At 44.8% G+C, this 14,424-nt stretch carries 12 protein-coding genes; 7 read left to right on the top strand and 5 right to left on the bottom strand.

From position 1 onward, the window contains the following. Positions 1-4 precede the first annotated feature (4 nt). On the bottom strand, positions 5-3,118 hold the full coding sequence (locus tag QUB04_RS00705; RefSeq protein ID WP_333279968.1) for an efflux RND transporter permease subunit: 3,114 nt from the start codon (positions 3,116-3,118) through the stop codon (positions 5-7). Between the two features lie 206 nt (positions 3,119-3,324). On the opposite strand from QUB04_RS00705, the gene QUB04_RS00700 reads away from it, so the two are divergent. The 3 genes from QUB04_RS00700 to QUB04_RS00690 are packed head-to-tail and all read left to right on the top strand — an operon-like array spanning position 3,325 to position 4,885. Continuing rightward, positions 3,325-4,062 (top strand): TIGR04255 family protein, encoded by a 738-nt coding sequence (locus QUB04_RS00700; protein WP_333279966.1) that lies wholly within the window; start codon positions 3,325-3,327, stop codon positions 4,060-4,062. Beyond that, positions 4,062-4,352, top strand: coding sequence for a hypothetical protein (locus QUB04_RS00695; protein ID WP_333279964.1), 291 nt, complete (start codon positions 4,062-4,064; stop codon positions 4,350-4,352). The genes QUB04_RS00700 and QUB04_RS00695 overlap by 1 nt, the downstream gene beginning before the upstream one ends. Continuing rightward, the gene (locus tag QUB04_RS00690; protein WP_333279962.1) at positions 4,349-4,885 is read left to right on the top strand and encodes a hypothetical protein; all 537 of its coding nucleotides are present in this window, start codon (positions 4,349-4,351) and stop codon (positions 4,883-4,885) included. Before QUB04_RS00695 ends, QUB04_RS00690 begins: the two co-directional genes overlap by 4 nt. 42 nt (positions 4,886-4,927) lie before the next feature. Here the strand turns inward: QUB04_RS00690 and QUB04_RS00685 are convergent, their stop codons facing one another. The 3 genes from QUB04_RS00685 to QUB04_RS00675 all read right to left on the bottom strand — a co-directional run bounded on the left by QUB04_RS00685 (position 4,928) and on the right by QUB04_RS00675 (position 8,487). Then, entirely contained in the window at positions 4,928-6,874 is a 1,947-nt protein-coding gene (locus QUB04_RS00685) for an efflux RND transporter periplasmic adaptor subunit (RefSeq protein WP_333279960.1), read from the bottom strand. 202 nt (positions 6,875-7,076) lie between these two features. Next, entirely contained in the window at positions 7,077-7,274 is a 198-nt protein-coding gene (locus QUB04_RS00680) for a hypothetical protein (RefSeq protein WP_333141992.1), read from the bottom strand. A gap of 490 nt (positions 7,275-7,764) precedes the next feature. Then, on the bottom strand, positions 7,765-8,487 hold the full coding sequence (locus QUB04_RS00675) for a DUF305 domain-containing protein (RefSeq protein ID WP_333279957.1): 723 nt from the start codon (positions 8,485-8,487) through the stop codon (positions 7,765-7,767). A gap of 322 nt (positions 8,488-8,809) precedes the next feature. Here QUB04_RS00675 and QUB04_RS00670 point away from each other — a divergent pair, with 322 nt between their 5' ends. The 4 genes from QUB04_RS00670 to gloA all read left to right on the top strand — a co-directional run bounded on the left by QUB04_RS00670 (position 8,810) and on the right by gloA (position 12,241). Then, a complete protein-coding gene (locus tag QUB04_RS00670; RefSeq protein ID WP_333279955.1) occupies positions 8,810-9,004 on the top strand; it encodes a heavy-metal-associated domain-containing protein in 195 nt (64 codons plus the stop codon). Positions 9,005-9,040: 36 nt separating this feature from the next. Beyond that, entirely contained in the window at positions 9,041-11,296 is a 2,256-nt protein-coding gene (locus tag QUB04_RS00665) for a heavy metal translocating P-type ATPase (RefSeq protein WP_333279953.1), read from the top strand. 205 nt (positions 11,297-11,501) lie between these two features. Continuing rightward, a complete protein-coding gene (locus tag QUB04_RS00660) occupies positions 11,502-11,738 on the top strand; it encodes a hypothetical protein (protein WP_333279951.1) in 237 nt (78 codons plus the stop codon). A 74-nt stretch (positions 11,739-11,812) separates the two neighbouring features. Beyond that, complete coding sequence (gene gloA / locus QUB04_RS00655) at positions 11,813-12,241, top strand: lactoylglutathione lyase (protein WP_333279949.1); 429 nt, start codon at positions 11,813-11,815, stop codon at positions 12,239-12,241. Between the two features lie 190 nt (positions 12,242-12,431). Here the strand turns inward: gloA and QUB04_RS00650 are convergent, their stop codons facing one another. Beyond that, positions 12,432-14,234 (bottom strand): hypothetical protein, encoded by a 1,803-nt coding sequence (locus QUB04_RS00650; protein WP_333279947.1) that lies wholly within the window; start codon positions 14,232-14,234, stop codon positions 12,432-12,434. Between the last annotated feature and the right edge of the window lie 190 nt (positions 14,235-14,424).

Raw genomic sequence — 14,424 nt, 5'->3', positions numbered from 1 at the left:
AATATCACACATTAACTACCTTGCCGTCTTCAATAACTGGCTGAGGTTGTTGAGGTCGTAAAAAATGCCCAAATTGAGCATACAAAGCTGGCAAAACTAACAGAGTTAAGGCTGTAGAAGTAAATAACCCTCCTAAAACTACGACTGACAGCGGTTGCAAAATTTCCTTTCCCGCCCCACCTTCAAAGACTAAAGGTGCTAAACCCAAAGCTGAAGTTAAAGCAGTCATCAGGATGGCGTTGAGCCGTTCCATCGAGCCTTTAATAATTGCTTCCTTAAAAGGCATTCCCTCGGCAAATTTAGTGTTGTAGTTGTCTACTAAAAGCAAGCCGTTACGGGTAGCAACGCCGAATAATGTGACAAAGCCAACCAGGGAAGCTACAGAGATGATGCCGCCCGTCAAAGCTACCGCAATTACTCCTCCTACTAATCCGATCGGCAAATTAATCATAATCATAGCAGTTGAAGGAATTGACTTGACGGACAAGTACATCAATACTGTAATTACCAAAAAGGCGATCGCACTAAATATCATAATATTTTGCGAAGCTCTTTGTTCTGCTTCAAATTGACCGCCGTACTGGATAAAATAGCCAAAAGGCAACTGCACCTCTCGTTTTACTTTAGCTTGAATTTCATTCACAACCGATCGCAAATCCCTATTTTTAGCATTAGCCGCTGCCACAATCAACCGGGAAACATTCTCGCGGTTAATCGTATTTGGCCCCGTACCGTATTTAACAGTCGCAACTTGGGCGAGGGGAATCTTGTTGCCGCTGGGAGTATCAACCAACAAATTCTGAATAGTTTCTAGGTTGTTTCTGGCTTCAGGCTGCAACCAAACAACTAAGTCAAAAGTTTGCTGCACCTCCAAAACTTGAGAAACAACTTTGCCGTTTAAAGCTGTCTCAATTATTTCAGAAAGCTCTCCGATTTTCAAACCGTATCTACCCGCAGCTTGACGGTTAAACTTAATTTGAATTTGTGGCACTGGCACCTGCGGTTCGAGTTGCAAATCCACAATTCCCTCAACGGTTTTCATTTGCTCTTCAACTTGGGCACCGATGCGGCGAAGTTGATCCAAATCCGGGCCAAAGATTTTGACAGCAATCTGACTTCTGACACCAGATAAAACCTCATCCATTCGGTGAGAAATAAAACCCCCGATATTTGGTGCAACTCCCGGCAATTTAGCAAATTCCTGCCGCAGCGACTCCAAAGTTTGCGGCCTGTTTTTCATCCCAGTCTCGCTCAAACCGATATCAATGTGAGCTAAATTGACTCCCGCAGCATCCGCATCTCCGGGAGCTCGGCCCGATCGCACTTGCACATATTGAAACCTGCTATCATCCTTAAGAGCATCTTCAATAGCAAAAGCTGCGCTATCTGTTGTCTCCAAAGACACCCCCGGATAAAGCATAATAGTATTCACCAAAGTTTGCTCCTGAAACTCCGGCAAAAACACCCGTCCAAAGGATGGCAAAATAATTAATGTAGCCACCATGCTAGCAGCCGCTAAAGCTAAAATAATCCTCGAATAGCGCATTGACAAATTTATCGAAAAATGATATATGCGCTTGCAAAATCTCGGCAGCCAAGGTTCCGCAGCACTCATGCGTTTGGTAGGCAACAAGATAGCGCAAAGGGCCGGAGATATTAACAGCGATTCCAGACTAGAAATCACAACAACTACCAAATAAGTAATCCCCATCGGCGTAAAAATTCGACCTTCTACACCGGGCAAAGTAAAAATTGGAGAAAAAACAACAATCCCAATAACAGTCGCTCCAATTAACGAATCGCGCACCTCCTGACTGCCATCAAAAATCACATCCATCACCGGGCGCGGATGAAGACAAGACGTATTTTCTCTCAAGTTGCGGTAGGTATTTTCGGCATAGACGATCGCATCGTCGATCGCAGTGCCGATCGCCACCGACAAACCCCCCAAAGTCATCGTATTTAATCCCAGCCCCAGCCAATACATCGCCAGCAGCGCCAACAGCCAAGTCAGAAAGAAATCCAGCAAAACAACCGCCAGAGTGCGCCAATTCATCAAAAACGGGATGAGAATAAGGGTGACAATGATACTGCCTTCAATTAAAGCCGATCGCACATTCTCCACCGAGGAATTGATATACTCTTCCTGTCGAAAAGTCACAGTAACTTTAATATCTTTGGGCAGAGCTTCCTGCACCTCAGCCATTGCTGCCTCAACCGCTTTCGTTACCGTCGGAGTATCAGCAACTGGCTGTCTGTTTACCATCACAATCACAGCTTTTTTGCCGTTAAAACTGCCATCGCCCCGCTTGATTGCAGCACCAATCTTGACATCAGCCACATCACTAATTCTGACGGGCGTTCCGTGGCGAGAGTCGATCGCCGATTGCTGCAAATCTTCCACAGACTCAATCCGCCCCACCCCCCGGATTAAAGTTTCTCGATCCGGCGTAATTAAATACCCCCCCGGCGCGTTAACATTCGCAGCCGCCGCCGCTTCAGCTACTTGCTGCAACGACACATTAAAAGCTTTTAACTTGGCAGGTTCTACTAATACTTGATACTGCCTTTCTTCGCCGCCGTATGCCACCACTTGAGCAACGCCAGTCACAGCTAGAAGGCGATTTGTGACTTGCCAATCAACCAGACGGCGCACTTCCATCAAAGGAGTAGTTTCCGAGGTAAAAGCATAGGTAATAACAGTGCCGACAGGAGAAGTTGTGGGAGAAATTTGCGGTGTTTCTACCCCAGCCGGGAGTTTGCTTTGAGCTTGCTGCAACCGTTCTGTTATCAACTGGCGCGCTTGATAAATTTCAGTTCCCCAATCAAAGATTACCTTAACCGAAGAAAGGCCGACAGCGGAAGACGATCGCACTGCTGTTACCCCAGGAGTTCCGTTAATTGCACTTTCGATCGGTAGTGTTACCAAAGACTCGATTTCTTCCGGCGCGAGCCCCGGTGCTTCCGTCTGAATTTCCACCTGCGGGGGTGCAAAAGGAGGGAAGACATCAAGGGACATTTGGGGGATGATATACAATGTCCAAAGACTAACAATAATGGTGGCGATAACGACTAGCCAGCGGCGGTTAATTACCCATCTAAGAATAGTGCTGAACATTTTATGATTTTATAGAGGCGATGACTACCAGCCACCGTTGGGCGATCGACGTTAAATAGCCATTCAATTTACGTTGACACCCAAAAATGAAATTAGGATGAAATCTTTTAACTTCCAACCTTGATTAATAAGTCATCTAAAATTTCAAATCTCAAATGATATAACCTGTCTTGCTATTTTTGACAATGCACCTTACAATACTTATTATGCAAGCACCAAAACACTACTCGCACGCCCCAATCACCGAAGCCTTGATTGATATACAAGTTAAACTCCCACCAGAAGTTAAACTTGACAATTTGGCGCAGGTGTACTCCAGCATTCAGGCTGAGTATCCTCAGCGTGAAGAGGTGTTACTTTTTCAGGGACAAATGATGGCAGGTGCTAGTGTTGGGGCAACACCAAGCCAATCTCCTATTGGCTATAGAGCCTCCCGCAACGACCAAAAACAAATTCTTCAACTGCGTTTAGATGCTTTCGCATTCAGTCGGCTTGCCCCTTACGACTGTTGGGAAAATTTTCGGGATGAAGCAAAACGACTGTGGAATATCTATCAGTCGCTGATACATCCAGAAGCAATTGTTCGTTTAGCACTCAGGTATATTAACAGGCTAGATATTCCTTTACCGATTGGCGATATCAAAGAGTATTTGAGGACATTTCCGGAAGTTTCCCCTGACTTGCCGCAAGGATTAAGTGGCTACTTTCTGCAGCTACAAATTCCCCAAGAAGACTTGGGAACAATGCTGGTGATCAATCAAGCAATAGTTCCACCTCCCACACCGGCTTTTGTTTCTATAATATTGGACTTAGATCTATTTATGGAAGGAGATATTCCTTCTAATGAAATAGATATTTGGCACATTTTAGAACAAATGCACGAACACAAAAACATAGCTTTTGAAGCTTGTATTACAGAACGCACAAGGGAGTTGATTAACTGATGGCTACAATTACCCCCCTACGTCCTAATGGCGTATCACCATCCTCAAAATTGCTGGTGTTAGAGTCAAAAGCCACAGCTCATTTACAAAGTCCTGAAGGACAAAAACTTGCAGCATTAGTTGATAAAGTGTTGCAGAATTTAATTGTCAAACAATACTTACAAACTCTAGACAGCATTGGCGAAAGAGACTACAATCCAGTACCGCCAAAGCGATCGGAACGAGTAATGATGCGTGCTCAGTTCAAAGGGCGTAAAAAACCTCTGCCGTATATTTTCGATGAAGAATGAGCGTAGAGCCTTTCTGGGTGCAGGTCAATGAATCCACTCTCAGGCAAGGTGATTACCTGCCTGGGTGTCTCGTACCAATACCAGTTTTTGACCCAACAAATTTTGGCAAAAACAGTGAAATTCAAGACGTACAAATAGAAGTTAATGAACTCGATTTAATTGTTCTCACCCAAAGCTGCGATCTGGATAATAAAAAAGTAGCTCAGGTAGTGCTGTGTGCAATTTACCATATTTCAGAATTTGAGGAAAATAACGAAGCATTTAAGAAAAAAGGAAAATGGAATGAAGTTTTAAGAGGGAGAACCGAAGGTTTGCACCTGCTGGCATCACCAACGAACCCAGATAATAACAAAGAAGCACTGGTTGTAAATTTTAGAGATATCCACACCTTGCCTTACGAATATGTGTTGAAACACGCTAGTAATTTAAACGATCGCTGGCGATTAAAATCTCCTTACCTAGAACACTTTTCTCAGGCATTTGCACGTTTATTTATGCGAGTTGGTTTACCATCGGCTATTCCGCCTTTTTAAGTCATTTTATGTAGGTTATAATTGCTAGATTAAACAAAATTCTTAGTTCAAGCTCTTGGCTTCTGTCTCCTGACTTTTAACGCGATGGTTGTCATCCCGCAGTGACAATTCATCTACTGTACTCGCGTTTAATGTCGGTGCAGAGACAGAAAAATTATTGTTTCCAGAATCCGCTGCTAATGCTGGCAATTTGCGCCGATTTCCCCACAACACGCCGGCTGTGAAAGTCAGGGATGCGATCGCAACTCCTCCCCCTATTCCCGCCCACCATAAAGACACGGGTAAATTATTAAAATTAACCTCTGTTACCTTTGGAGTTGCCTTTTTCTTTTCCTCGTCTTTTGAGGGCTTGCTGGGTCCCCGCAAAGATTGTGCGTAAAGTTGAGGTGCTCGCTGCGTTACTATCAAATCTCCCTCGAATAAGCCCCTCTTAACTTCAACTAAATCTCCGGCCGTTTGACCGAGTTCAATTTCAACAGCTTGATAAGCATTGCCATTTTGGACGTAAACGGTTTTTTTACCGCTAACCTCCACTACCGCCGCACTCGGAATTGCTAAAATATTTGTGGCAGTTTTGTCGGTTAAAATCTCCAACTCAGCAAACAGTCCGGGCTTTAATTCACCGTTAATATTATCTAGTTCTGCTTTCACGGGAACAACCCGCGTTTCTCCTGACACGGATGACCCAATTAAGGCGATTTTTCCATTGAAAGTGCGATCGGGTAAATTAGCGACTTTTACCCTGACTTCCTGACCCTGTTTTACTTGATTCAGGTCTTTTTCGTAAATATTGGCTGTGGCAAAAACGCGGCTGTCATTTAACAGACTCATCAACGGTTTTTCAGCGTTTACTGACTCTCCTGGGGTGATTTCGCGATCGGCTACCGTCCCCGAAATCGGAGCAACTACGGTAACGAGTCCTCGATCGTTGGCAACAGTTCCTAATTGTTGGAGTCGCGCTTGATACGCTGCGTCAGCCAAGCGAATGCGCGACTGAGCGACTTCGACGGCAGTTTTGGCGCGTTTGAGTTGGTTCTCGGCTTCTAGGACTTCCCGGCGGCTCTGAGCTCTGGTAAGTTGAGCTTTTGCTTCTGCTACTCTGCCTTGAGATTCCCGCAATTCGCGCATAGGGAGGTCTACTTCGGCTTGTTTAATTTCGGTTTGGGCTTTGATAACTTCTGGACGGCTTTTTGCCTTAGCAACAGCGGCTTGTGCTTCGGCGAAGTGGGCTTGCGATTCCAGCATTGTGCGCCGCGCGATCGCCCCTGATGCCACTAATTCTTTGTCGCGATCGAACTGTTCTTTGGCAACAGTTAATTCTGTTTCTGCCCGTGCTATTTCGGCTTGCGCTATTTCAACTTGACGCTGATAGTTTTCTTTAGCCGCTTGCACAACTGAACGCTTGTTTACTAATTCTTGTTCTTGTTGGTACTGCTTAGTTACCGCTGTCAATTGGGTTTGGGCTTGGGCGATTTCTGCTGCGGATATTTGACTTTGGCGATCGTAATTTTCTCGTGCTAGTTTTAGATCCCCTTCTGCTTGCTGCAAATCTGCCTCAGCTTCGGCACGTTTCGAGAGAGATTCAACCCGCAACTGTCCTAATTCTGAACTCGATAAAACCGCCACCGGTTGACCTTTTGATACTTTGTCCCCAGGCTTAACCAGCAACTCTACTACTTTCCCAGCAACAGGAGCCGTCACTTCTACTTTTTCGTTGGGTAAAGTTTCAATTTGTCCAGTGGTTTTGATGCCGATATCTAGTCGCTGGCGGGAGGCAGGGGAGACTTTAATACCTAATCGTTTTGCAGTTTCGGCATCGACAGAAATAGCAGCAGGAGTTTCAGTTGTTTCGCCGCTTTGGTGAAATTCATCTCCGTGGCCAGCGTGGGCAAAAACAGCGGCAGGAGAACTTAGCAAAATTAGGCTGAACAAACTTCCCGAAAAGCTGCTAATAATTGCCGGATATTGAGCATATTTGTGGAATATCATCGTTGGCAATGTCCTTGAAATCAGGTTGAGTGCCACAGGTTTAGCAGTTGGTATTTTGCCAAGGTAAGTAAGTGATACCCATTAAGTAAAGTTACTTATTAGCATTTTCCAAGAAGCGACTGCTAAGCAATGACCAAGAGCTAGAAATGCTCTACTCAACCTAGTATTTCAGGGTCAAATGAAATTAGGATGAAATTTCGCATCAGCAGCCCAGATACCCACCGGCTGCTAAAATACCCATATAAGTTGCGCCTAATGACAAGCGATTTGGCTGTAGATTTTTTGCCGGTTTTTTTATCTCTGCTGGCGCTGCAATTTCGTTGGTCAATGCGCTCACTAGCTCATCTACGGCTGCATTTGATTTATAAGTGGTGTTTAATTCCAAGCTATTCAATATCATAAACTACCCCCTCTATCTATCTAGCTTTTTGCTGACCTATCTATTACTTTAGAGGTATGGCTGAGCAATTGTCTACAGTATTCTTACGTAACTTTCTACTACTTTAGAGCTAGGGCGGCTCAATTATCTACAGTCTGTGTAGGTACTCTCAGGAAACTGAGGTGGAGTCAGACAAATGCTGACAGCCACATTCGAGCTACATTACTTGGTCTACCAAGGTGGTCGCCACTTTTTCATTTGCTCAGTTTCTTGCTTTTGTGAACCAAGTATGTTCTTAACTATTGAGCTACTGTGATTAATGTCACTCATTTTCGGGATTTGGGTCACGTTTTGTTGAGGTGAGCTAAATTACTGGGGAGCATCTCATATTTGTAAAAACACTTCTTCTGGCTCCTTCCTTCTGACTCTTTCCTCCTGGCTCCTGGCTCCTGTCTCCTGCCTCCTGCCTCCAATTTCTAGCGGAGGGGTGCTTTCATTGAGATGCTCCCAATTACTGTTTGTACCAAGCTTGGCGCCACTGCTTCATTTGCTCAATTTCTTGCTTTTGCGAAGTCAGAATTTCTTGAGACAATTTCTTCATTTCCGGGCGTTTTGACTTCTTCAAAGCATCTTGGGCCATCACTAAAGCTCCTTCGTGGTGAGGAATCATCGCATTGATAAATCGCAAGTCAAATTGGTCGTCAGCCGCCCCTAAATCCATGCTCATCATCATGTGGTGCATTTGTTCGGGAGTCATGGCCATCATGCGACCCATTGGAGCCTGATAAGCCATCGGGGTACTGCTGGCTTTGGGATACCAAGTTTTTCGCCACTCTTTCATTTGATTGATTTCGCGGTTTTGAGCAGCAATTATATCAGTGGCAAGTTTTTTCATTTCCGGGCGTTTGGATTGTTTAAGCACATCTTGAGCCATTTTTACAGCACCTTGATGGTGTACTGTCATGCCATCAATAAATCGCAAATCGTAGTCGGCATCAGCAGGGCCTAAATCCATTGACATATCGTGATTCATGCCATGATGCTCCATGCCACCCATGCCACCGCCTTGTGCCACGTTTTGCTTGTTGTTTGCTTCGGTTGCAGCCGTAACATTTGGGGCGGGAGTTTCACTGGAAGGGGCATTTGAACAAGCTGCAAGCACTCCGCTGGTTAAAGCGGCTGTGGCGGTCAACATCAGCGCTGCAAAGCCTGTTTTTAATGAAATTGGTTTCATCGATTTTATATCCTTAAAACTGCCATTTATCTTCAGCTTTCCACATATAAATGAAATTAGGATGAAATTTTTGCTGCGAACTTGTAAAGAATTATTGCTCTGCGGTCGATCGCACTCAAAGTTAAGATTTACAGAACTCACTTGAACCTAATTATGTAGGGTACACAGTGCGCGCCTTACCCCTAGGGGTAGCGTGTCAAACCAGTTTTTTCATAATTCCTGATTTATTTTGCAATTCCCCTTGACTCTCCTGTGGACTGGAGACTTTACAATGGAGTTAATTAATTGATTGAGCAGAGTAGTTTCTGCTGAGGTTCAAATTATGACTTTACAGCTACAAGTGCCTAAGATGGCTTGTTCTGCTTGCGCGACTACAATTACAAAAGCAGTCCAAGCCATTGACTCAGCCTCAACGGTTGAGGCGGATCTCAAGACAAAATTGGTCACGATTCAAACCGCTAAGTCAGAAAGTGAAGTTAGGAAAGCGATCGCATCGGCGGGCTATCCAACTCTTTAAAGACAAAGGGTAAATGTCTCATTGAGGATGGCATCTATGGATAATCTCACACTTAGATTGCGGGGCATGAGTTGTGCTTCTTGTGCTTCCTCTATCGAACAAGCAATTCAATCTGTTCCCGGCGTAATTGAGTGTCATGTCAATTTTGGGATGGAACAAGCAACCATCCAATACGACTCCAAGCAAACTAACTTAGAAACAATTCAATCGGCGGTTGATGATGCGGGATACCAAGCTTTGCCGCTTCAAGAAATGGCGGCGCCAGAGGATGATTCCGAACAAGCCGATCGCAAATCTGAATCTCAAACCTTGCAGCGGAAACTCTGGACAGCAGGTATCATAAGCATCCTGCTAGTGGTGGGAGCTATTCCAGCGATGACCGGCTTGCATCTGCCATTTATTCCCGCATGGCTGCACAATTTTTGGCTGCAATTAGTGCTGACATCCCCCGTACAATTCTGGTGCGGCAAATCGTTTTATGTGGGAGCTTGGAAATCCCTAAAACGGCGGGTGGCGACAATGGATACCCTGATTGCTTTGGGTACGAGTGCTGCTTACTTTTATTCTGTATTTGTGACAGTTTTTCCCGGTTTCTTCACGGCTCAAGGTTTGACTCCTAGCGTTTACTACGAAGTAGCCGCCAGCGTGATCGCCTTAATTTTGTTGGGGAAAACCCTAGAAAATCGGGCGAAGGGAGAGACTTCAGAGGCAATTCGGAAACTCATGGGTTTGCAAGCAAAAACGGCTCGGATAATTCGCAACGGGGAAGAGTTGGAAGTGCCGATCGCCCAAGTGGAAATTGGCGACATCGTGCAGGTGCGGCCGGGAGAGCAAATCCCCGTAGATGGAGATGTTATTGAAGGCTCTTCCACAGTAGACGAAGCAATGGTTACGGGAGAAAGTTTGCCCGTTAAAAAGCACCTTGGCGACGAAGTTATCGGAGCCACAATTAACAAAACTGGCAGTTTCAAGTTTCGGGCGACAAGAGTTGGCAAAGATACATTTTTAGCTCAAATTGTCAAGATGGTGCAGGACGCACAGGGTTCAAAAGCACCGATTCAAAAGTTAGCAGACCAAGTGACTGGTTGGTTTGTTCCCGCAGTAATTGCCGTCGCTTTAGCTACTTTTATTATCTGGTTTAACGCAACGGGAAACATCACTTTGGCGACCGTAACAATGGTGGAAGTGCTGATTATAGCCTGTCCCTGTGCTTTGGGTTTGGCGACTCCGACTGCTGTGATGGTTGGCACGGGGAAAGGTGCAGAAAACGGGATTTTAATTAAAGGAGCCGAGAGTTTAGAATTGGCTCACAAAATCCAAATTATCGTGTTAGATAAAACTGGAACTCTCACAGAAGGCAAGCCGACTGTAACTGATTTTGTGACAATTAAAGGAACGGCGAACAGCAATGAGTTAAAGTTGCTCCAATTGGCTGCGTCTGTAGAGCGAAATTCGGAGCATCCTTTGGGGGAAGCTGTTGTGAGGTATGCTCAATCTCAAGAGGTGAATTTGACGGATGTTAAGGATTTTGAGGCGATCGCGGGAAGTGGTGTGCGCGGGGTTGTAGGCGGAAAGTCGATCGCCCTGGGAACGCTGAGGTGGATGCAGGAACTCGGCTGCGATACTGAATATCTGGAACTGCGCGCGAGAGCTTTGGAAGCTGCGAGCAAAACGGTTGTTTGGATGGCTGTAGAGGGCAAAATAGAGGCAATTCTGGGCATTGCCGATGCCCTCAAACCATCGTCAGCGCAGGCGGTGAAAGCGCTTCAAAAACTCGGTTTGGAGGTGGCGATGCTGACTGGAGATAATCGCGCGACTGCGGAGTCGATCGCCCAATCCGTGGGCATTACTCGCGTTTTTGCCGAAGTTAGACCCGACCAAAAAGCAGCTCAAATTCAAGCCCTGCAAAGGGAAGGAAAAATTGTCGCGATGGTGGGAGACGGGATTAACGACGCGCCGGCTTTGGCCGCTTCAGACGTGGGAATTGCGATCGGCACCGGCACAGATGTGGCGATCGCAGCCAGCGACATTACCTTAATTTCAGGAGATTTGCAAGGCATAGTTACAGCAATTAAACTTTCCCGCGCCACCATGCGGAACATCCGCGAAAATCTGTTTTTTGCGTTTATTTACAACATCGCTGGAATCCCGATCGCGGCGGGCATTTTGTTCCCCATGTTTGGCTGGCTGCTAAATCCAATTATCGCCGGTGCAGCAATGGCTTTCAGTTCAGTCTCTGTAGTTACTAATGCTTTGCGATTGCGAAATTTTAAAGCCAAATCTAGTGCATAAATTTAGTCATCAGTCATTAGTCATTAGTCATCAGTCATCAGTCATTAGTCATCAGTCATTAGTCATCAGTCATTAGTCAACAGTCAACAGTCAACAGTCAACAATGACGGACGGTGCAACCGGAATCGATATCAGGCGTGGAATACGCACCCTCCCCCGATTTATCAACAAAAATCTCTTGTATAAACTAGGAGAAATTTAAAAAATGTTGAACCAACGCCAAATCTTAGGAAGCCTCGTAAGTTTAGGAATTATGCTCGGAATTGCATCGGGAGTTCGAGCTAATCAAATATCAACCAATCCTGCAAATTCAACCGCTAAATTTCGGCAGATCGAACAGCCGTTAAGTTTAAAAATAGGCGTAACAGCAGGCGGATTGACATTAATTGGTTTAGAATTATGGTGGTTTTTGTTCAGTAAAAAGCCAGCGAAAACCAAGTAAACTTTGCCGACGCGGTTTTTTCCAGCAAGAAATCGCTAAAATTGAGGAAGCTTAAAAAATTTGGAGTGAGCTAAATGCAACTACTACACACGATGCTCCGAGTCGGCAACCTGGAAGAGTCCCTCAAATTTTACACCGAGGTTCTGGGCATGAGATTGCTGCGGAAAAAGGACTATCCAGACGGTAAATTTACTCTGGCTTTTGTTGGCTACGGCGACGAATCAGACACTACAGTTTTGGAGTTAACATACAACTGGGGCGTCACAGAGTACAATTTGGGGGATGCTTACGGTCATATTGCGATCGGCGTTGACGACATTTACGGTACTTGCGAAGAAATTAAAGCTCGCGGTGGTAAAGTTAGTCGCGAACCCGGCCCGATGAAGCACGGTTCAACTGTCATCGCTTTTGTACAAGACCCAGATGGATATAAAGTTGAATTAATTCAACTGCAAAATCAAGGTAGCAACACCCAGAAAGTAGCAGCAACAACCGCATCCTAACTTTCTTAAGAGGGGGAAGGGGAAGGACAAACTATCTTCCCTCTTCCGTTTTCCTTTTGACAACTGTCAACTGTCAACTGTCAACTGTCAACTGTCAACTGTCAACTGAAACTTTTAACTGTCAACTGTCAACTGTCAACTGAAACTTTTAACTGTCAACTGTCAACTGTCAACTGTCAACTGTCAACTGTCAACTGTCAACTGTCAACTGAAACTTTTTATTCGATCGCACCGACGGTACAAACTGCTGCAAATAAATTTTTTGCCACAATATAGAAAAACTGCTCCCTATTTGGCTTAAGCTATCAAATTGAGGAATTAATTTAGATTCTCGGCGCTTGTCTACAGCAGCGATCGCCGAAAAGAATACAGCTAATACTAACAAAAATACCACCATCACACTAAAGAAAATAGTCCAATAAACTAGAAATTCGCTTGTGTAGCTGACCCCGAATATCCAGTTAATCACTAAATCCGATAAATACAAAAACAGCCCTACTGAAAACCCCACCGCGAACAAGAGCCACGTCCACCTAAACATATCTGTTGCAGTCTTGCTATTTTTGGACACAGAAAGTTCTAACTCTCTAATTTGGCTGTTAATATTTGATGTGACTTCATACAACGTATACTGCAAAGAATCTCTGATATAATTGAGTTCATGGTCGAGGTTTATGCACTGCTCGGAGGTACTTTTATCCAAGCTCAGGTTTTGGATTTTTTTGCGGTGCGCCGCCAGTTTATTGTCTAGAGTGTAATCCCATTTTTCCAGCCGATCTACCGTCAAATACAAAAGTTCCCTATTAGCATCTAACAAGCTCTGGCAATTTATGATTGATTTAACTAACTTGCTGAGATTGTTGATATGCTCTTCTAGAGTATGTTGGTATTCCCTTTGTTTAGCTGACAAGAAACTTGCGAGTTCGACATCCCGATCGCCGCACAGTGACAAAGCCTCACAATACAAGTCGTCAATTTCCATTTTACCGAAATACAGTGACGCTTTGTAGTCCTCGATTTCGGGAAGAGTCAGGGATTCTAAAGGCTGATATTTTACATTAAAATTATATAGGAGCGCTGTCAGAATCTGCGCCGATTTTCGCTCCAGCTTGTCTTTATAGGGTGCTAAAATAATAGTAGCGAAATTTTTGACTTTCGCTTCCGGGTGGTTCAGAAAATCAAATATTTTGGCAAGTATTGTGGAGAATTCCAAGTCATTAAAATTATTTTCCGCAACTTCCAAAAAGTTTGTTCCCGCTGCCTCGTTTTCGGCATTCAATTTGTACGGGCCCCTAAGTGCGATCGCCGCAAATATTCGATCGATCCAAAACAGATATTCCTCGCAATCCATTGGCAGGCTAGGCAGCAGCCAGCTAGGGCCGTACACCCAAAAATCGAGACAATTCTCATATTCCTTACCGCTGTCATTTCTGCTGCCGTCGCCCAAAGCAAATTTGTTGATGGCTAATAGTTGAATTTGCTCTTCTACAACCAGCCGCTCAATTTCCCCTGCATTGATTGTGAAATTGACAGCACCTTCATTGCCTTGCCCTTGCCCTGCTTCATCCAACCAAATTGACTTAATACTAACAGCCGCAGACCACCGAATTAAAGGAGTCGATCCCCCTTGCGCTTCCTGTTCTAACGCCCCCAGCAGATTTTTGCTAAAATTACTTGCTCTAGCCGTTATCTCACTTGATATCAGCCCCTCTCGCACCTTTCCAAATGCTTGAATTGCCAAAGCGCGAAACAGCAAATTCGGATGCGGTTTTCTGACGGATTCCGGTATATTTTCTCTGAATATTCCGCTGTTGGGTACGCCCAAAACTTCAGCAAAAGGCTCGATGCCGCACTGTTGCAGGATTTTTTCAACTATGTTTATTCTTTGCCAAGGTTGAGTATATTTAGTGAGAGTGAAAATTAGCGCTGTGCCGCTGCACCCCATTGACTCAGGGATGTTAGTGCGATCGAGTTTCCACACATTGCTCGTCATAATTTGTCGCCATGACAATTACTATATCTTGACGCTGTTGTTTTATCCTCTATTCAACTTTACATCTACTGCTGCTTTTTGTCAATATTAGTCCTGGACGCATAGGGAATTAGAAACCAGGTTTCACGAGAAAATTTCTCATAACTCAAGCCTAGATTTTCCCTATAAACCTGGTTGAGCAAGGCAAATT

This window comes from Microcoleus sp. D2_18a_B4, assembly GCF_036702475.1.
Taxonomy (GTDB): Bacteria; Cyanobacteriota; Cyanobacteriia; order Cyanobacteriales; family Microcoleaceae; genus Microcoleus.
This window is presented reverse-complemented; position numbering and strand designations above follow the sequence as displayed.